Below are 18,594 nucleotides of genomic sequence, written 5' to 3'. Positions count from 1 at the left end.
CATGAACGACGACGAAATCAAACGAGCCGGTTTCAGCCGCCGCGACATGATGCGTGTATTGGCTGCGGGCGGCATGCTTGCCACGGGCGCGGGCGGGATGCTGGTAGGCGCCACCAGCGCCTTTGCCGACACGCCGAAGAAGGGGGGCAAGATTCGGGCTGCCTATGACTCCAGTTCGACCGCGGACACGCTTGATCCGGCCAAAGGCTCGACAGGCGCCGATTACATCCGCTTCTTCATGTTCTATAGCGGGCTGACGCAGTTCGACAGCAGCCTGACACCCCAGCCGGCGCTGGCCGAGTCGTTCACCACCAGCGATGCCAAGGTCTGGACCCTCAAGCTGCGCAAGGGCGTGACCTTCCATGACGGCAAGCCGCTGACGCCCGCCGACGTGGCGTACTCGTTGACGCGTCACAAGAACCCGGCGACGGCCTCGAAAGTGAAGTCGGTGGCTGACCAGTTCGACGAGGTCAAGGCGAGCGGTCCGGACGAAGTGCAGATTACCTTGACGACGCCGAACGCCGACCTGCCGGCGATTCTCGCCACGCCGCAGCTCGTCATCATCAAGGACGGCACCACGGACTTTTCGACGGCGGTGGGTACCGGACCGTACAAGCTGAAGACCTTCAAGCCGGGTGTCAGCACGGTGGGCGCACGTAACGACAACTACTGGCGTCCGGGCAAGCCCTACCTCGATGAGGTGGAGCTGATCGGCATCGGCGACGACTCGGCACGCGTGAACGCGCTGCTCTCGGGCGACGTCCATCTGATCAGCGCGGTCGATCCGCGTGCCACGCAGCGCGTCGCGTCGACACCTGGCTATGCGATCAAGGAGACCAAATCGGGTCTCTACACCGACCTCATCATGCGGCGCGACAATCCGCTCACTGGCAACCCGGACTTCGTGCAGGGCATGAAGTACCTGTTCGACCGCGAGCAGATCCGCACGGCGGTGTTCCGCGGTTACGCGGTGATCGGCAACGATCAGCCGATTCCTCCGGGCCACCGCTACTACTTCGCTGGCTTGCCGCAGCGTCCGTACGACCCGGACAAGGCCAAGTTCCATCTGCAGAAAGCCGGCGCTATCGGTTTGACGCTGCCGCCGATCTACGCGACCTCGGACGCCAACGGTTCGATCGAAATGGCCGAGATGATGCAATTGTCGGCGCAGAAGATCGGTGTCAACCTGACCGTGAACCGCGTGCCGCCCGACGGCTACTGGTCGAACCACTGGATGAAGCATCCGCTCGGCTTCGGCAGCATCAACCCGCGGCCGAGCGCGGACGTGCTGTTCACCCAGTTCTTCAAGTCGGATGCCCCGTGGAACGAATCCGGCTGGAAGAATCCGCAATTCGACCAGTTGCTGCTGGCAGCACGCGCCGAAACCGACGAAGCCAAGCGCAAGCAGATGTACGCTGATATGCAGACCATCGTCAGCAACCAGGGCGGTATCGGCATTCCGTCGTTCATCAGCCTGCTCGACGGCTACGACAAGCGCCTCAAGGGTCTCGGCTCGATTCCGACCGGCGGGATGATGGGCTTTTCGTTTGCCGAGAACGTCTGGTGGGAAGCCTGACCCGCTAGACGCTTGCGGACCGGTTAGCCGGTCACCCGGTAATCCGGCTTGCCAGTGGCGGAGCGCGAGTTCCGCCACTGCCCCTGCATTCCTCCCAGGAGGCCTGTGCGATGAACCAGACCATTGCGGCGTTGATCGTCAGGCGCATTGCGCTGACGCTGCTGATTCTGCTGATCGTGTCGATGATCATCTTCACGATTACCAACCTGCTGCCCGGCGACGCTGCGCAACAGGCGCTCGGTCAGGCGGCGACGCCGGAAACGATCGCCGCCTTGCGGCTGCAGTTCGGCCTCGACCAGCCGGCCTACCTGCGCTATCTGCACTGGCTCGTAGGCTTGATGCGCGGCGATTTTGGACTGTCCCTGTCGAGCAACCTGCCGGTCAGCGAGATGATTGCCGGCCGCTTGCCGAAGTCGCTGCAACTCGCCGCCATCACCACGCTCGTCTCGGTGCCGATTGCGATTTCACTGGGCATCCTCGCCGCGGTGAAGCGCGGCTCGCTGCTCGATCGCATCGTCAGTCTCGGCACGCTGGCGCTGGTGGCGACGCCCGAATTCCTGATCGCCACGTTCGCGGTGCTGGTGTTCGCGGTCAAGTTGCATTGGCTGTCGGCCCTGTCGTACGGCGGCGAGATCGACAGTTTCGACCACTTCATGCGTGCCTATGCGATGCCGGTCATTACGCTGTGCTGCGTGATCATCGCGCAGATGGCGCGGATGACGCGGGCGGCAGTGATCGAACAGCTCGGCTCCTCGTATGTGGAGATGGCGATTCTCAAGGGCGCCCGCCCGGCCCGCGTGGTGCTGCTGCACGCGCTGCCGAACGCGATCGGCCCGATTGCCAATGCGGTAGCGCTGAGCCTGTCGTATCTGCTGGGTGGGGTGATCATCGTCGAGACGATCTACAACTATCCCGGCCTCGCGCGCCTGATGGTGGATGCGGTCAGCAATCGCGACATGCCATTAGTACAGGCCTGCACGCTGATCTTTTGCCTCGGCTATCTGATTCTGGTGCTGCTGGCGGATCTGTGCGCGATCGTTTCCAACCCGAGGTTGCGGACATGAATATTCCACATCCGTCCCCCGTCGATCCTGGTTCACCGACGCATGCCGATGCGGCGCTCAGAAGGAGTTCTGCCATGCCCGCCCCTCACTCACCCGTGCCGTCCGGCGGCGGCGCTGCGCCGACGCCCCCGGTCAAGCGGCCTGCGCGCCGCATGCCGTCGCTCTCGCTGAGTGGCTGGATCGGCGCTGCCATGGTGGCGCTGGCATTGCTGGTGGCGATCTTCGGACCGTGGCTCGCGCCCTATCCGGTCGGCGCGATCGTCACGCAGGACGTGTTCGCGCCGTTCAGCTCCCATCTGCCGCTCGGCTCGGACTACCTGGGGCGCGATATGCTGAGCCGCATTATGTACGGCACCCGCCTCACCGTGTTGCTGGCCTTGGCGGCGGCCCTGTTTGCCGCCCTGTGCGGGACCGGGCTCGGCTTGCTGGCCGCCGTCGCGGGACGCGCAGTGGATGAGACCATGAGCCGCGTCCTTGATGCGGTGAGTTCGATTCCGACCAAGATGTTCGCGCTGATGATCGTGGCGGCGTTCGGTTCGTCGCTGACCTTGCTGGTGCTGACGGCAGGAATCAGCTATACGCCTGGCGCTTATCGCATTGCGCGTTCGCTCGCGGTGAACATCAGCGCGCTCGAATACGTGCAGGTGGCAAAGGTGCGCGGCGAAAACGCCATCTATATCTGCTGCGTGGAAATCCTGCCGAACATGATTCATCCGATGCTAGCCGATCTCGGCTTGCGTTTCGTGTTCGTGGTGCTGTTGCTGAGCAGCTTGAGCTTCCTTGGCCTGGGCGTCCAGCCGCCGAATGCGGACCTCGGGTCGCTGGTGCGAGAAAACATCGCCGGGCTGGGTGACGGCGCGCCCGTGGTGTTGATGCCGGCCATTGCGATTGCAATCCTGACGGTCGGCGTCAACCTGCTGATCGACGGTTTGCCTGGGCGTGGCAAGCGTCTGCGTTTGCGCCGTGCCGCGGAGGCTCGCTGAAATGACTACGACACACGATAACCTCGTTGAAGTGCGCGGCTTGCGAGTAGTGGGCAGCAGTGAAGGGCGGCCCGAAACCACCATCGTGCACGATATCGACTTTACGGTGGCGCGCGGTGAGGTGCTCGCGCTGATCGGCGAATCCGGCTCGGGCAAGACGACGATCGCGCTGTCGCTGATGGGCCACGCCCGCACCGGTTGCCGGATTGCCGGCGGCTCGATCCGGGTGGGCGAGTGCGACGTGCGTGCGCTCTCGCCCGAGCAACTGGCCTCGCTTCGCGGCCGCAAGGTTGCCTATATTGCGCAAAGCGCGGCAGCGGCCTTCAATCCGGCGCGCACGATTCTCGATCAGGTGATCGAGAGCGCGCTGATCCATCGGCTCATGAGCAAGTCCGCGGCACAGGCCAAAGCCATTGAGTTGTTCCGCGCGCTGGCGCTGCCCGACCCCGAACGGATCGGCAAGCGCTATCCGCACCAGGTATCGGGCGGACAGTTGCAACGGCTGCTGGCGGCGATGGCGCTGATCACAGACCCGGAACTGGTGATTCTCGACGAGCCGACCACGGCGCTCGACGTCACCACGCAGATCGACGTGCTGCAGGCGTTCAAGCGGGTTGTGAAAGAGCTCGGCACGACGGCTGTCTATGTGTCGCATGATCTGGCGGTGGTTGCACAGATGGCTGACCGCATCGTGGTGTTGAGCGATGGCGAGATTCGCGAAGTGGGCGGCACGGCGCAGATTCTCAATGCGCCAGCCCATGCATATACGCAAAGCCTGATCGCCGCGGTCATGCCCACACCGCGTGGTGCGCGTCCTGACGTTCGTCCTGTGGCCGGAGCCGACGAGCGGCCGTTGCTGGAGGTCAAACGTCTGGTTGCGGGTTACGGCAAGGTCGATGCGAAGGGCTTTCCTGCCGCGCGCATTCTGGACGACGTGGATCTGGTGATTCACCGCGGCAAAACCGTCGGCGTGATCGGCGAATCCGGTTCCGGCAAGACCACCCTTGCGAAGGTCATCGCGGGGCTGGTGCCGGTGGCAAGCGGTTCGTTGCTGCTCGACGGCGAACCGATGCCCAAGCGTCTTAACGGGCGCACCAAGGAACAGTTCCGGCGTATCCAGATCGTGTTTCAGAACGCCGATACGGCCTTGAACCCCGTGCATACGGTTGAACGGATTCTGTCGAGGCCGCTCGCGTTCTATCACGGCATGAAGGGCGAGCGCGCGCGGCAGCGCGTTGTCGAGTTGCTGGATCTGGTACGCCTGCCTGCTGCGCTTGCGACGCGCCGCTCCGGCGAATTGTCCGGTGGGCAGAAGCAACGGATCAACCTGGCGCGGGCGCTGGCGGCCGAGCCTGACCTGATTCTGTGCGACGAGGTGACCTCGGCGCTCGATACGGTGGTGGGGGCGGCGATTCTCGATCTGCTCGCCGATCTGCAACGCAAGCTGGGCGTCTCGTACCTGTTCATTACTCACGACATCGGCAAGATGCGCGCCATCAGCGATGACATCGTCGTGCTGTATTCAGGGCGTCGCGTCGAGGCGGGCGATCGCGCAGCGTTGTGTGCGCCGCCGTTCCATCCGTATGCCGATCTGCTGATTTCGTCGGCGCCGGAGTTGCGCACGGGCTGGCTCGACGAGGCGACCGTCCGCTGTCATAGCGAGTTGCCGTCGATCGGGCCGCGTGCGGAGCATTCGGAGCTGTGCACGTTCCTCGGGCGCTGTCCGTTGCGTGTAGATGGCTTGTGCAACACCACGGCACCGGCGCGCCGGCAACTGTCGAACGGCGCTGAAGTGTTGTGCCATCGCACGGAACTGGATTTGATAAGCCTGCAGAAGCAGATTCCGGCGGTGCGCGAAGGCACAGTGGTATGAGCCGGGATACCGCATCTGCCCAACCTGAACTGACCTAAGCCGCGCAAAAGGAAAAAACTTCATGGGCTTGAGAATCGGCGTGGATATCGGTGGCTCGTTTGCCGACTTCGCAGTACTGAATGATGAGACGGGTGAACTAAAGACGCTGAAGGTGTTTTCCCGGCCAGACAGTCCAGGTGCCGAAGTCCTGCGCGGTATGGAAGGGCTTGCCGAGCGCTACGGTGTCGATCCCCGTGAGGTTGCCTATTTCACGCACGGGACGACGGTGGGCGTCAACGCCGTGGTTCAGCGCAAGGGGTTGAAGCTCGGCCTGATCACGACACGTCACTTCGAAGATGTGCTGGATATCGCGCGGCTGAAAGGCCCCGATATGTACAACCTGATGTCGAAGCGCCCTGCGCCGCTAGTGCCGCGCGAGCGCGTCTTCGGCATCGTGGAGCGGCTCAACGCGGACGGCACGGTCGAGACGCCGGTGGATCAAGCGAGCGTGCTTGACGCACTCGAGAAGCTGCGTCGCGCCGGCTGTGAAGGCGTGGTGGTGTCGCTGCTGCATTCGTATCGCAATCCGGCGCATGAACATGCGGTCAAGGCGATCATCGAGCGTGCCGAGCCGGGCCTTTTCGTCTCGTGTTCCTGCGACGTCTGGCCGATCATCCGCGAGTATGAACGCACCTCGACGGCGGTGATTGGCGGGTATGTGCAGCCCAAGGTGTCGCACTATCTGTCGTCGCTGCAGCGTGCGCTGCGCGAAACCGGCATCGCGGCGGACATGAAGGTCACCAAGTCGAACGGCGGCGTGATGAGCGCCGAAACCGGCAAGACCAACTGCGTGCAGATGATCCTGTCCGGCACGGCTTCCGGTGTGATCGGCGCGGCTTATGTTGCACAACTGTGCGGCCTGAAGCATTGCATGAGCCTCGACATCGGCGGCACGACCGCAGACGTCGCGCTGATCATCGACGGCGAGCCGCAATACGCAACCGGTGAATATATCGGCGACTTTCAGATTCATATTCCGTCGGTCTCGGTATCGTCCATTGGCGACGGCGGCGGCTCGATTGCGTGGGTCGACGACTTCGGCGTGCTCAAGGTCGGGCCGGAGAGCGCCGGCTCAAACCCCGGTCCCGTCTGTTACGGGCGGGGCGGCACGCGTGCGACCATCACCGACGCCTTTGCCGTGATGGGCGTGATCGGCAACGCCAGCCTGGGCTACAACTCGGTGAAGGTCGACCACGACGCCGCGTGCCGCGCAATCGATGCGCTGGCCCAGCGGCTCGGTTCCGATCGCCACCGGACTGCCGAAGCGATCGTCAACGTCTCGGTGTCGGGCATGTATGCGGGGGTGAGCCGGATCGTCTCGCGCTTCGGCATCGATCCGCGGACGTTCTCTCTTTTGCCTTTCGGCGGCGCGGGGCCGATGCTGGCGTGCTATTTCGCGCGGGCGCTCGGCATGGAGCAGGTTGTCGTGCCCACGGCTCCCGGGGTGCTGAGCGCGCTTGGCGGCTTGATTGCCGACACCAAGAACGATTTCGTCAAGACCACCTATTACGACCTCGATGCCGCTGCGCTCGACGCGCTGCGCGACGATGCCCGTGCGCTGGAAACTGCTGCGCGAGCGTGGATCGCGGCTGAGACGGGTGGGTCGGGTCAGCCGGAAGGCGAGCGCTCGGCGCGCATCACTGTCTCGGCGGACATGCGCTACAAGGGGCAGTCATTCGAGATCGACACCCCGCTTGAGCTGGCATGGCTTCAGGAACGGAACATGACCGCACTAAGCGATGCGTTCCACGGCGAGCACGCGCGGCTCTACGGCCACAGCGACCTGACAGCAAAGATCCAGGTGGTGGCGCTGCGGCTCGTGATTGCCTCAGTGACGCCCAAGCCCGCATTGCGACCGATCGAAGCGAGTGAGCAGGCGCCAGTGCCGGATGCCTTGGTGAAGGTCTGGATGGACGGCACGTTCCATGACGCGGCGCTGTTTCACCGCGCCAAACTGCTGGCTGGCCAGCGGATCGCCGGACCGGCCGTGATCGCGCAGGACGACTGCACCACCTGTGTGCTGCCCGGGTTTACTGGACGTGTCGATACCTACGGCAATCTGATTCTTACTTATGTTGGCGCGAACTGAAACGGAGCCGGGAATGCAATTCAACAAGGCAGTGCTGCAGATTTTTGCCAACTATTGCGTCGCCGCGGCGGAAAGCATGGCGTACACGCTGGTGCGCACCGCACACTCGACCTTTGTGAAAGAGACGGAAGACTTCTCGTGCGCGATCACGACGCCGGATGGCCTCACGTTCGCGTCGCCGAAAACGCTCGGCGCCACCTGGTATGTCGGCCTCGACTACGGGCCGGTGATCGGCATGATCGATGACTACGAGCCGGGCGATATCGGCATGACCAACGACGCATACAGCGGCTTCGTCGCCACGCACACGCCCGATATCGTGCTGTGGAAGCCGGTGTTCTACGAAGGTGAGATTGTCTGCTTCGTCGGCGGTCATATTCACAACACGGATATGGGCGGCGCCGTGCCGGCGTCGCTGTCGCGCACGTTGACCGAAATCGAGCAGGAGGGCATCCGTTTTCCGCCCACCAAGATTGTCCGCCGCGGCGTGCTCGATGAGGATCTGTTGCGCATCATGGCCGCCAATGTGCGCGTGCCGGAGCAAAACGTCGGCGACCTGCATGCGCAACTGGCATCGCTGCATACGGGTGAAAGGCGCGTGCTGGAGATCATCGAGCGGTTCGGCATCGACGGCTTCAAGGCAGGTATGCAGGCGCTGCTCGATTACTCGGAGGAGCAGGCGCGCACCGTCATGCGCGGTATTCCCGATGGCGAGTATTTCTTCGCTGAATACGCCGACGAAGACTCGGTGCGCGGCAAGCCGATGCGCGTCGCGCTGACGCTGCGGATCCACGATGGCAGCGTCGAATTCGACTACACCGGCAGCGACCCGCAGTTGCAGTCGTCGCTGAACATCCCGACCGGCGGCCGCGAGCGGCACGCGCTGGCACTGGTCGGCTTTGTCTATGTGCTGTACACGCTCAATCCCGAGATTCTGCTCAACAGCGGCATGCTGCGGGTCGCGCGCTGCGTACTGCCCGAGGGCACGGTGGTCAATGCGCAGCGGCCGGCGGCGGTCGGCATGCGCAGCCTCACCTGCAAGCTGCTGCATCTGCTGACCTTCGGTGCGTTTTCGCAGGCGGTTCCCGAGCGGCTCGCGGCCTGCCCCGCAGGCGGCCTGTCGATTCTCAGCGTCAAGACGATGGACCGCAATGGCAGCACGGTGATGGCATCGATTGGACCCATTGGGGGCGGCGCTGGCGGCATGTCGTTCGACGACGGCGAAGACGGTTCCGGCGCGAACAACGCGTTTCTGCGCAACACGCCCGTGGAGATCAACGAGGCCGAGGTACCGATTCGCATCACGCGTTATGGGGTGGCGCCGGGTTCGGGCGGGGCCGGTCAGTTTCGCGGCGGCCAGGGGCTCGTGATGGAGTTCAAGGTGTTTTCACCGAATACGCTTGTCACAGCGCGCAACCGCGACCGCACGCATTTTGCCTCGTGGGGCGTGCGCGGCGGCCATGCGGGTGCGAATGCTCGCTTTACGAAGAACCCGGACACGCCGCAAGCAGAAGAACTGGGCAATACCGATCTGGTGATCTGCAATCCGGGCGATGTGATTCGGCTGGTGGGGGCGGGCGCGGGTGGCTATGGCCGGCCGATCGAGCGCGACGTTCAGCGGGTATGCGAGGACGTGCGGCGCGGTTATATCACGGCGCAGGAAGCGCGCGAGGTCTATGCGGTGGCAATCGTCGACGGCGAGATCGACTTGCGCGAGACGATCGCGCTACGGGACCAGGCACAGGCCATGACCCGCAATACGGCGGTGCCGGCGTTCGAGTTCGGTCCGTATCGCGACGCGTTCGAGGCGAAATGGACGCGCGAGCGCTACGCTGCGCTGACGGCGATTCTGGCGGAGGTGCCGGTGCAATGGCGCTACTTCATCAAGCATCGTATCTTCGACGCGTTGGACGCACATGCCGAAGTAGCGGGCGGAGGCGCTGAGGTCATCGAAAAGATCTTTGCGCAGTTGCGTGACTCATGGCCAGAATTGCAGCGCGCGAGTTGAGATGCCATTGACGCGGGCATCGTTGCAATGTCGTGCTTTAACGAGCCTGCAAAACGCAATCGGCTAGCTGGATGCGCTGGCTAGAATCTTTAACACCATCATCGAACTACTTCAGAGAGCATCAAGCCATGTCGCAGACTTCATCTGTTAGCCCCGCGCAGAGCGTGTGTTTCAACGAGCCGCAGGGCGAGGGCACGCCGCTCTCGCTGAGCCCTGAGCGGCTGCTGCGCGGTCAGCCCGAGCGCCGCGACTGGCCCGTTTTCGAGCGCGCCGACGGCAAGGTCAGCACGGGCATCTGGAGCGGCACCGCGGGCGCATGGCGGATCGATTTCCCGCATGGGCAGTTCGAGTTCTTTCACGTACTGTCGGGGATCGGCGCAATTGTGCCCGATGAGGGCGAGCGCAAGCCGTTCGGACCGGGCGATGCGGTGATGGTGCCGGAGGGTTTTCGCGGCGTGTTTGAAGTGACCGAGAAGGTCACCAAGCAGTATATGTTTGTGCAGAACGTTTGAGTGAGCCGGCGTGAAGCGGGGCGCTGTGAACGCTGCTTCACGCCTCGCGCTGACTGCTGCGCGCAATTCTCAGCTCAGTTCGCCATTCAACTCTCCAGCAACTGCCCCAGCCGCACCACCGTGACCCCGGGCCTCAGTTGCCGCAACGACGGCATCACCAGCACGCAATTGTCGTAAGGCGTGACCACTGGCTCGCCCTCGTTCCAGCCGATCACGGTACCCGCTTTGGCAAACGTCTCGAGACCGGTATAAGCGTCGGCAAAGCGGAAATCCATGCTCTTTGCCACCACCGGTTGCGTGACGCGGATCACGCGGATCGCATCCGGCTTCGGTGCAAACCAGTCGGGCGGCAGGTCGGATTCATCGAGCGCGCCGGCTAGCACCAGAAAACGTGCTGTGCAGTCCTTCGCCACCACCACGGCCGACGGCTCCCAATGCTGGCCGCATTCCACCAGCAGTGCATTGCGCGGGCTGTGCGGATCGCCGAGATCCGCGTAGTCGCGCATGCGCCGCCCTTCCGGATGACCTGCATCGCTGATGACGGTGGCAGGTGTGCCCAGTGCGCGCGCCAGTGCAATGCCTTTGTCCAGTGGACCCGAAACGATCAGCGGCGCGCTGCGCTCGTGCATCGAATGCAGGTCGAGTAGTGCATCCACCGTATCGATCACCGGACGCATGGCCCTCGCACGCCGTAGTTCGCTGGAATCCGCGCTTGCATCATCGAGCTTCGCCGCAGTCCAAACGCGGTTGAAATCCTGATCGACGAAGCGCGATGCGTCTGGTTTGGAAGCATCGAAGCTCAGGTAAGCGTCGATATTCGCAAACGCGAGCGTGAGCTTGCCGCGACGCGGCCGTACGCCAAGATCGAGCAGCGCCTTGACCGCGATCGCGCCGCACACTTCGTTGCCGTGCGTGAGTGCGTTGATCATCACGTGCGGGCCGGGCGCGCCGCTGTCGAACGTGTAGACGTACGGAACGCCGGTGTTGCCTGCTGCATAGCCGCTCAGGTCGGGAAACTCGACGTCGACCGGATAAGCGTGGTCCTGCTGCGGGGATTCGGTTGTCATGAGAGCGTCCATTCGCAGTCGATAAAAACGGGGGTTTTTGCAGGGGTCAAGCAAGACCACCTTGGCAAAGGTACTTGATGTGCTGGTAATCGTCGAGCCCGTAGCGCGAGCCTTCGCGGCCGTAGCCCGATTCTTTCACGCCGCCGAACGGCGCGGCCTCGCTCGCGACCGCGCCCTCGTTGATGCCGATCACGCCGCTTTCGAGCCGTCCGGCGACGCGCCAGATACGGCGCACATCGCTTGAATAGAAGTATGCCGCGAGTCCGAACGGCGTGTCGTTGGCTTCACGCAGCACGTCGGCGTCGTTGTCGAAGCGGAACAAGGGCGCGACCGGACCGAAGGTCTCTTCGCGGAACAGCGCCATCTCGCGATTGGCGTCGCCGAGGACGGTGGGTGCGTAGTAGTGCGGGCCGTCGAGGCCTTCGCCTTGCAGACGGCGGCCGCCGGTCAGCACCACTGCGCCGTGCGCTAGCGCGTCCTGCACGTGACGCTCGATCTTGTCGACCGCACGAGCGTTGATCATGGGGCCGATCTGCGAGTCGTCGCGCGTAGCGGGCCCCACCCGCAGGGCGGCCACACGGTCCACCAGCTTGCGGGCGAAGGCGTCGTATACGCTGCTTTGCACATAGACCCGGTTCGGGCACACGCAGGTCTGGCCGCCATTGCGAAACTTCGATGCCATCAAGCCGTCGACCGCGGCGTCGAGATCCGCATCGTCGAACACGATAAACGGGGCGTTGCCGCCCAACTCCAGCGAGAGCTTCTTGAGCGTATCTGCAGATTCGCGCGCCAGGTGCTTGCCGACCGGCGTCGAGCCGGTGAAGGTAATCTTGCGCACCCGGGAATCGGCAAGCCAGTTCGCGACGGTTGACGGCGTATGCTCGCGCGACGCAGTGACCACGTTCAGCACGCCCGCGGGCAATCCGGCTTCCTCGGCAAGACGCGCGAGGGCCAGTGCCGTAAGCGGCGTATCTTCTGCTGGTTTGGCGACCACCGTGCAGCCTGCTGCCAGAGCCGGGGCAATCTTACGGGCGATCATCGCCAGCGGGAAATTCCACGGCGTCACAGCCGCGACCACGCCGACCGGTTCCTTCACCGCCATCATCCGCTTGCCGGGCATCAAGGCGGGCATCATGTCGCCGTAACTGCGCACGGCTTCTTCCGCAAACCACTCCACGTACGACGCGCCATACGCCACTTCGCCGCGCGCTTCGGCGAGCGGCTTGCCCTGCTCGCGCGAAATGATACGCGCCAGGTCTTCGCTGTTGGCGACGATCGCTGCGTGCCAGCGTTTGAGAAACTGCGCACGTTCGCGGGCCGTGCGCTCGCGCCAACTGTCGAACGCGGTGTGCGCGGCATCGGCCGCGGCCTTTGCGTCAGCGTCGCTGCTATCGGGGACGCTGGTAAATTCGGCGCCGGTGGCCGGGTCGCTGACGGGATAGCGGGCGCCGCCGACGGCATCGCACCACTCGCCATTGATGAAGTTGTGTGAGCGGGAGAGTTCGGGGCGCTGGAGTGTGAGTGGCATGGCAACCGCCGGGAATAAGAGTTGAGGATAACGAAATAGAGCGCCTTGGCCGCTGACCTTGAGGCGATGGCGCCGACTGCGCGCCATTCAATCAATCAATCATTCGTTCAGTCAGTCAGCGGAAACAGGCTCTCGATCGGGTAATGGTTCTTCACGAACGGCGACTTGATCACGACGTAGCTGAAGTACTTTTCAATGCCGATATTGCGCTCCAGCAGATTTTCCATCACGGTCTGGTAATGCACGACGCTGCGCGTGACGAACTTGAGCAGATAGTCGTAGCCGCCGCTCACGAGGTGGCACTCGGCAATTTCGTCGACCGTGCGGATGCTGGCCTCGAACTTGGCGAAGTCTTCGCGCCGATGATCCTGCAAGGTCACCTCGGTGAACACGAGCTGGACGTCGCCGAGCTTGTTGAGCTGCAGATGCGCGCCGTAGCCCGCTATGTACCCCGCCTTCTCGAGACGCTTCACGCGAATCAGGCACGGGCTCGGCGACAGGCCGACCGCATCCGCGAGGTCGACATTGGTTATGCGGCCCTTCTTTTGGAGCTGGGACAGGATGCGCAGATCGATGCGGTCCAGCTTCATTGAACTAGCGTTGGTTGACACGGAGGCAATGACCTATGGAAGCGCGGTAACGGAACTATCGTAGCACGCCCCGTCATGAAAAAATTTCACGGCAAACCCTTACGCAGCAAGCCTTTCGGCGGATTACACCGCCGCGCGTGACAGCCGGACGGCCTCTGCCCGAGCCTAGCCGTGGGTACGTCCTCAGGCAAGGCTGGCGCGCACTTCGGGCGCTTCCAGCACGGTGTCGAGCGTCTTGCGCAGGCGTTCGAACATCACGTCGAACTCCTCGCGCTGGTAGCACAGTGCGGGCGCGAAGCCGAGGATGTTGTCGTTGAAGGCGCGGAAGATCAGCCCGTTGCGATAGGCCGTGGTGGCGATGCGCTCGCTCAGGTTCAGCGCCGGGTCGAAGCGGCGCTTGGTGGCTTTGTCGGCCACCAGTTCGAGCGCGCCGAGCAGGCCGCGGCTGCGCGCGTCGCCCACCAGCGGATGGTCGAGCAGGTCGCGCAGGCCGGCTTCGAAGCGCGGCGCTTGAGCCACGCCGTTGGCGAGCAGGCCGCCTTCGTGATAAAGCCGCAGTACTTCGAGACCGATTGCCGCGCTCACTGGGTGCGCCGAATACGTTTGACCGTGACCGACGGCCGAGCCGGTGCCCGCGCCATCGGCAATGCCGTTATAGACCTCGTCGGACATCAGCACGGCGCCCATCGGCGCATAGCCGGCGGTGAGTCCCTTGGCGACCGTCATCAGGTCCGGTTCGACGTCTTCGGCGGCGCACGCGAACAGCGGACCGGTGCGGCCAAAGCCGGTAATGACTTCATCGGCGACGAACAGGATGTCGAGTTCGCGGCATGCATCGCGCATTGCCTTGAGCCAGCCCTTGGGCGGCACGATCACGCCGCCCGAGCCCTGCACCGGTTCACAGAAGAAGGCGGCCACGCGCTCGGCGCCAAGCGCCTCGACCTTCGCACGCAGCGCGGCAACCGAGGCGTCGATCACCGCTTGCGGATCGTCACCCACCTCGCTGCGATACGGATACGGCGACGCAATGTGATGCTGGTTCGCGAGCGGCACATCGAAGTTCTGATGAAATGTGCTGAGCGCGGTCAGTCCCGCCCCTACCGACGACGAACCGTGATACCCGCGCTCCAATGCGATGAACTGCTTCTTTTGCGGCCGGCCGGTCGCGTTGTAGAAGTTCGTGATGTAGCGGATCGCCGCGTCCACCGCATCCGATCCGCCCAGCGTGAAATACACGTGACGCAGCGAGTCAGGCGCCAGTTCGACCAGTTGCTCTGCGAGCCGGATGGCCGGTTCGCAGCCGAAATGGAAATAGCCGGTGGCATACGGCAGGCGGCTCATCTGTTCGGTGGCCACCCGCACGATGCTGTCGCGGCCGTAACCGGTATTTACGCACCACAGGCCGGAGAAGGCATCGAGCAGTTCCTTGCCCTCGCTATCGCGCAGCCAGGCGCCGCGGCCCGATTCGAGAATGGTGACGCCGCGCTGCTCATGAGCGCGCAGGCTGGCAACCGGGTGGATCAGATGTTTGCGGTCGGATTCGATCAGTGAGGACGTGGACATGGTATGGAGTGCGTGAGTTGTGCGCGCAGCAATGCACGAAGTGCCGGGAAGGTGCGCGCAACGCGTGCCGCGGGCGCGAACCGCATGCAAACCATGGTAGCGGGACAGAAACAACGAAGACGCTCGGATTCGGCGCGGCCGGAAGGCGGGAATTGTGTTTTTGCGGGCAGCGCAGCATTTTGTGCTGCGGGGGAAAGAGGGCTGGATGCGGGGGTAACGATTAGAGAAGCGCGCCGCGCGGGCGGGGAAGCGTGCGCGAGGCACGCTTCGGGCGTTTCAATATCCGCGTGCGCGGTCCACCAGACCGATTAGCGGTTCGCCCTCGCGGTGACGGCGCAGATTGTCGAGTACCACTTCGACGGCGCTGTCCGGCTGGGTCATGCTGGCGACGTGCGGCGTCAGCATGACGCGCGGGTGCCGCCACAGGGGATGGTCGGCGGCGAGCGGTTCGGGGTCTGCCACATCGAGCACGGCGGCGCTCAGTTGCCCGCTGTCGAGCGCTTCCAGCAAATCGTCCTGCTGCAGATGGCCGCCACGGCCCGTGTTGATCAACGCGGCCCCGCGCGGCAACTGCGCGAACAGATCGCGGTTCAGGATATGACGCGTCGCGCCGGTGAGCGGCAGCAGGCACACCAGAATATCGGTGCGAGCCAGGAATTGCGGCAACGACTCGGTGCCCGCAAAGCATTCGATCCCATCGAGCGTGCGCGGCGAACGGCTCCAGCCTGCGCATTGAAAGCCGAAGCTGGCGAGGCGCGTCAGGACGGCCTGGCCAAGTACGCCGAGTCCCAGCACACCCACCCGCCTCTCGCTGGCGACGCGGGTGCGCAACGCTTGCCAGCGGCCTTCGCGTTGCTGCGCGGCATAGGTCAGCCAGTCGCGGTGCAGCGCGAGCGTGGCGAGCGTCACATATTCGACCATGCCCGCCACAATGCCCGGTTCGACCATCCGCACGACCGGCAGATGCGCGGGAATGGCTGAGAGATCGAACTGGTCGATGCCCGCGCCGACCGAAAACACCACTTCCAGATTAGGGAAGGTCGTGGCGAGATCGCGAGGCGCTTCCCAGACAGCGAGGTAACGCACCGCATGGGCGTCGTCGCCGCTGCTGCCGTCCGGCCAGATGCGAAAGGGAATCTGCGGCGCTTTCTCGGCAAACAGGCGCGCCCACTGCGCGCCGCGCACGGGGTCGGCCTTGTAGAGGAAGGTCATCTCGTGGGGTCCGATAGAGTTCGCTCGGGTTGGCTGGGATGGGTTTGAATCCGCTGGCGCTTAACCCAGCGCCTGGTTGGTGATGGCGAAGACCCGTGCCGTGCCTTCCGGCTGCGGCGCGGCGCCCCGCACCATGGTGACGACGGCGTCTACCTGTTGCAGTCCAAGGCCGTCGAGCCAGTCGGACAGGCCGGATGCGCCATCGACGTCGATGCGCACGAACTTGCCGGGGTTCGATCCGACCAGGTGGCTGATCAAGGCCTGCGCGCCTTCGATATGCGGCGCCACCAGCGGTCCGATCACATGACCGCGGCCGAAGCGGCGCATTAGCGCGAAGCCGACCGGCTCGCCGTCGCGATCGAGCACCACGCCTTCGGCCACGTTCAGCAAGGCGGCGAGCACCTGCGTGCGGTCATAACCGGCCGCCCGGTTCAACAAGGCCGCGAGCCGGTCCGGGTCGCGGGCGCCGAGCGGACGAATCCGCTCGCCGGGCGCGAGTTGCACGGCCGGCGGATGCGCGCCGCCCGTGCCCTGGTGCTGGTGGATGCTGCCGATTGCCTTGAAACCGAACTTTTCGTAGAGCGGCTGGCCGGCGGGCGTGGCGTTCAGGAAGGTGGTGCGCTCACCGAGCGCGTCCATGGTGCGGGTCATCAGATCGCGACCGATGCCGCGGCCTTGCTGCTCCGGGGCGACGATCACCATGCCGAGCGAGGCGTGATCCGCGCCGAATTTCCAGTGCAAGGCGGTGCCCAGGAGTCCGCTCGGATCCTCGGCGCCGACGCCCGCGCCCAGGTTCAGCGCGAATTCCCAGTCTTCGCGGCGATGCGGCCATTTGACCGCTACCGACAGTTCGTGCGCGGCGGGCAGATCGCCGGCCGTCAGCGGACGAAACCGGACGGGTGTTGCAGCAAGCGGTTGAGTCACTTTCCACTCCTCTTCAATATGCCTGCCTAATGTGGCACCGGCTGCGAGGCGCGGATAGGACGATCTTATTGCGGGGAGATCGGCGGGAATACCGCACGCTCTACTTGCGGATGACCTTGCCGAATAAAGCCGTTCGAAGGAACAGTCGTGCTTTGGCAAGGTGTACTTAAATCAACCTGCTAGTTCTTCCAGTCATCGCCCGGCATTATCCGCTTCATGAACTCATCGAACAGTGGGACGGTGAACGCCGTATCTCCATGAGTTGGGCTCCAAATCATGCCTTTAAGAATCAGGTTGCTCCGGATGGGCCCGAACGATTGCACGGAGCGACCTAGCTGGTCGGCGATATCGCCTGAGCGATGAGGTCCCGGTCCAAGTTCGGCCATGCCCCGCAAGTATTTCTTTTCGGCGGGCGTCAGTCGATCGAACCGGACCCGAAAGAAGCTTTCATCGAGGGTGGCCACCGCCTCCCTCGACGCGTTGACGACGTCAAGCTCTGTGATTGGACTGGCAGTGGCAGCGTCCCAGGAGTGTTTGCCCCATTCTTGCAGAAAGTAGGGGTATCCCTTGGTTTCGTGGACGATTCGCTCAACCGCTGGCCCGTCCACCTCGACTCCCTCGTCGGCAGCCGGCTTCACGATGGCGAACTGGGCATCGGACTTCGCTAGCGCTCCGATCTCGGTAAATTGAAAGAGGCGTTCCGCATAGGACTTCGCTTCGCCCATCCGGCCGCGCAACTGCGGGAGGCCCGCGCCGACTACCGTCACCGGCAGTTTTGCTTGCGCGCAGCGGTGAAGCGCCGATATCAGCGCGGCCATTTGTGGTTCTTCCACATACTGGAGTTCATCGATGAAGATGACCAGTATTGTGCCGCCTGCCTTGGCCGCCCTGCCAACCTCTTCGAGCAAAGCGGTCAGGTCGCTCTCCAGTTCTCCGTTGTCGGCCAGTCCTGGCTCGGGATCGTAATCGAGGCCAACTTCGATATCTTTGTATGTCATCTTGAGCTTGCTGGCAAAACCCGCAAGCGCCTTCAGCCCGCGAACGGCCATGTCCTTCGCCGCTTCGATCCGGTTCAGACGGAGCAGCGCCAGGCGCAGTTGTGGTGCAAGGATTGCCGGGAGTGAACGGTTCTCCGGCGCTTCGATGCGTATCGTGTGCGCGCCTGTAGCCTCCGCGTCATTGCGCATCTGATCGAGCAGCACGGTTTTCCCCACCCCGCGCAGGCCGACCATGAGGACGCTTTTGGCGGCTTTACCGCGCCGCAAGCGCTCGATACAGATGCGGACGGCCTCGCGCAGTTCGCTGCGTCCGGCTAGTTCAGGAGGCGGGCTCCCCGCTCCAGGTGCATAGGGATTGAGGATGGGATCCATGGATTCTGTAGCAAGTTTAGGCAGTTTATGAATTGTAGATAATTTTGCTAACCTCCGTACAGAGAATTGAACGGGGAATGTATCGAATTTATGGAAGTTATCGAAAACACATAACTAAGGTTCGGGCCTCCCAATGTGATACCACCTCTGCGGCTCGCACAAGCGTCTTATTGTTAGACAAATCACGCCGCACGCT

General features: G+C 63.6%; 14 protein-coding genes. 7 read left to right on the top strand and 7 right to left on the bottom strand.

Going from position 1 to position 18,594, the window contains the following annotated elements:
• Position 1: 1 nt before the first annotated feature.
• From BLQ92_RS28245 to BLQ92_RS28215, 7 genes are all read left to right on the top strand, one after another.
• Positions 2 to 1,576, top strand: coding sequence for an ABC transporter substrate-binding protein (locus BLQ92_RS28245; protein WP_090689475.1), 1,575 nt, complete (start codon positions 2 to 4; stop codon positions 1,574 to 1,576).
• Positions 1,577 to 1,686: 110 nt separating this feature from the next.
• Positions 1,687 to 2,640: an ABC transporter permease gene (locus tag BLQ92_RS28240; protein ID WP_090689471.1), complete on the top strand. Its 954-nt coding sequence runs from the start codon at positions 1,687 to 1,689 to the stop codon at positions 2,638 to 2,640.
• Positions 2,641 to 2,714: 74 nt separating this feature from the next.
• Positions 2,715 to 3,623 (top strand): ABC transporter permease, encoded by a 909-nt coding sequence (locus BLQ92_RS28235; RefSeq protein ID WP_341807141.1) that lies wholly within the window; start codon positions 2,715 to 2,717, stop codon positions 3,621 to 3,623.
• Between the two features lies 1 nt (position 3,624).
• Positions 3,625 to 5,496, top strand: a complete 1,872-nt coding sequence (locus tag BLQ92_RS28230; protein ID WP_090689463.1) for an ABC transporter ATP-binding protein — start codon at positions 3,625 to 3,627, stop codon at positions 5,494 to 5,496.
• Positions 5,497 to 5,557: 61 nt separating this feature from the next.
• Positions 5,558 to 7,624: a hydantoinase/oxoprolinase family protein gene (locus tag BLQ92_RS28225; protein WP_090689460.1), complete on the top strand. Its 2,067-nt coding sequence runs from the start codon at positions 5,558 to 5,560 to the stop codon at positions 7,622 to 7,624.
• A gap of 13 nt (positions 7,625 to 7,637) precedes the next feature.
• Positions 7,638 to 9,632, top strand: a complete 1,995-nt coding sequence (locus tag BLQ92_RS28220; protein ID WP_090689457.1) for a hydantoinase B/oxoprolinase family protein — start codon at positions 7,638 to 7,640, stop codon at positions 9,630 to 9,632.
• 128 nt (positions 9,633 to 9,760) lie between these two features.
• A complete protein-coding gene (locus BLQ92_RS28215) occupies positions 9,761 to 10,144 on the top strand; it encodes a cupin domain-containing protein (protein ID WP_175772944.1) in 384 nt (127 codons plus the stop codon).
• A gap of 86 nt (positions 10,145 to 10,230) precedes the next feature.
• Here BLQ92_RS28215 and BLQ92_RS28210 read toward each other — a convergent pair whose 3' ends face one another.
• The 7 genes from BLQ92_RS28210 to BLQ92_RS28180 all read right to left on the bottom strand — a co-directional run bounded on the left by BLQ92_RS28210 (position 10,231) and on the right by BLQ92_RS28180 (position 18,398).
• Positions 10,231 to 11,211: a M14 family metallopeptidase gene (locus tag BLQ92_RS28210; RefSeq protein ID WP_090689451.1), complete on the bottom strand. Its 981-nt coding sequence runs from the start codon at positions 11,209 to 11,211 to the stop codon at positions 10,231 to 10,233.
• Between the two features lie 46 nt (positions 11,212 to 11,257).
• Entirely contained in the window at positions 11,258 to 12,739 is a 1,482-nt protein-coding gene (locus BLQ92_RS28205) for an NAD-dependent succinate-semialdehyde dehydrogenase (RefSeq protein WP_090689448.1), read from the bottom strand.
• 107 nt (positions 12,740 to 12,846) lie between these two features.
• On the bottom strand, positions 12,847 to 13,329 hold the full coding sequence (locus BLQ92_RS28200; protein WP_090689445.1) for an Lrp/AsnC family transcriptional regulator: 483 nt from the start codon (positions 13,327 to 13,329) through the stop codon (positions 12,847 to 12,849).
• A gap of 183 nt (positions 13,330 to 13,512) precedes the next feature.
• A complete protein-coding gene (locus BLQ92_RS28195) occupies positions 13,513 to 14,892 on the bottom strand; it encodes an aspartate aminotransferase family protein (protein ID WP_090689442.1) in 1,380 nt (459 codons plus the stop codon).
• A gap of 276 nt (positions 14,893 to 15,168) precedes the next feature.
• On the bottom strand, positions 15,169 to 16,104 hold the full coding sequence (locus BLQ92_RS28190; RefSeq protein ID WP_090689439.1) for a 2-hydroxyacid dehydrogenase: 936 nt from the start codon (positions 16,102 to 16,104) through the stop codon (positions 15,169 to 15,171).
• A gap of 60 nt (positions 16,105 to 16,164) precedes the next feature.
• The gene (locus tag BLQ92_RS28185; RefSeq protein ID WP_244106455.1) at positions 16,165 to 17,028 is read right to left on the bottom strand and encodes a GNAT family N-acetyltransferase; all 864 of its coding nucleotides are present in this window, start codon (positions 17,026 to 17,028) and stop codon (positions 16,165 to 16,167) included.
• Between the two features lie 179 nt (positions 17,029 to 17,207).
• Complete coding sequence (locus BLQ92_RS28180; RefSeq protein WP_090689436.1) at positions 17,208 to 18,398, bottom strand: ATP-binding protein; 1,191 nt, start codon at positions 18,396 to 18,398, stop codon at positions 17,208 to 17,210.
• Between the last annotated feature and the right edge of the window lie 196 nt (positions 18,399 to 18,594).

The organism is Paraburkholderia phenazinium (genome assembly GCF_900100735.1).
Lineage (GTDB): Bacteria > Pseudomonadota > Gammaproteobacteria > Burkholderiales > Burkholderiaceae > Paraburkholderia > Paraburkholderia phenazinia.
Note: the sequence above shows the minus strand (reverse complement) of the source record. Positions and strands in the feature narration are given on the sequence as shown.

Bases quoted from the DNA above. Each gene is read 5' to 3' on its own strand.
- BLQ92_RS28240 (WP_090689471.1), top strand. From the start codon at position 1,687: ATGAACCAGACCATTGCGGCGTTGATCGTCAGGCGCATTGCGCTGACG.
- BLQ92_RS28195 (WP_090689442.1), bottom strand. From the start codon at position 14,892: ATGTCCACGTCCTCACTGATCGAATCCGACCGCAAACATCTGATCCAC.
- BLQ92_RS28235 (WP_341807141.1), top strand. From the start codon at position 2,715: ATGCCCGCCCCTCACTCACCCGTGCCGTCCGGCGGCGGCGCTGCGCCG.
- BLQ92_RS28210 (WP_090689451.1), bottom strand. From the start codon at position 11,211: ATGACAACCGAATCCCCGCAGCAGGACCACGCTTATCCGGTCGACGTC.
- BLQ92_RS28230 (WP_090689463.1), top strand. From the start codon at position 3,625: ATGACTACGACACACGATAACCTCGTTGAAGTGCGCGGCTTGCGAGTA.
- BLQ92_RS28245 (WP_090689475.1), top strand. From the start codon at position 2: ATGAACGACGACGAAATCAAACGAGCCGGTTTCAGCCGCCGCGACATG.
- BLQ92_RS28200 (WP_090689445.1), bottom strand. From the start codon at position 13,329: ATGAAGCTGGACCGCATCGATCTGCGCATCCTGTCCCAGCTCCAAAAG.
- BLQ92_RS28225 (WP_090689460.1), top strand. From the start codon at position 5,558: ATGGGCTTGAGAATCGGCGTGGATATCGGTGGCTCGTTTGCCGACTTC.
- BLQ92_RS28215 (WP_175772944.1), top strand. From the start codon at position 9,761: ATGTCGCAGACTTCATCTGTTAGCCCCGCGCAGAGCGTGTGTTTCAAC.
- BLQ92_RS28190 (WP_090689439.1), bottom strand. From the start codon at position 16,104: ATGACCTTCCTCTACAAGGCCGACCCCGTGCGCGGCGCGCAGTGGGCG.
- BLQ92_RS28180 (WP_090689436.1), bottom strand. From the start codon at position 18,398: ATGGATCCCATCCTCAATCCCTATGCACCTGGAGCGGGGAGCCCGCCT.
- BLQ92_RS28205 (WP_090689448.1), bottom strand. From the start codon at position 12,739: ATGCCACTCACACTCCAGCGCCCCGAACTCTCCCGCTCACACAACTTC.
- BLQ92_RS28220 (WP_090689457.1), top strand. From the start codon at position 7,638: ATGCAATTCAACAAGGCAGTGCTGCAGATTTTTGCCAACTATTGCGTC.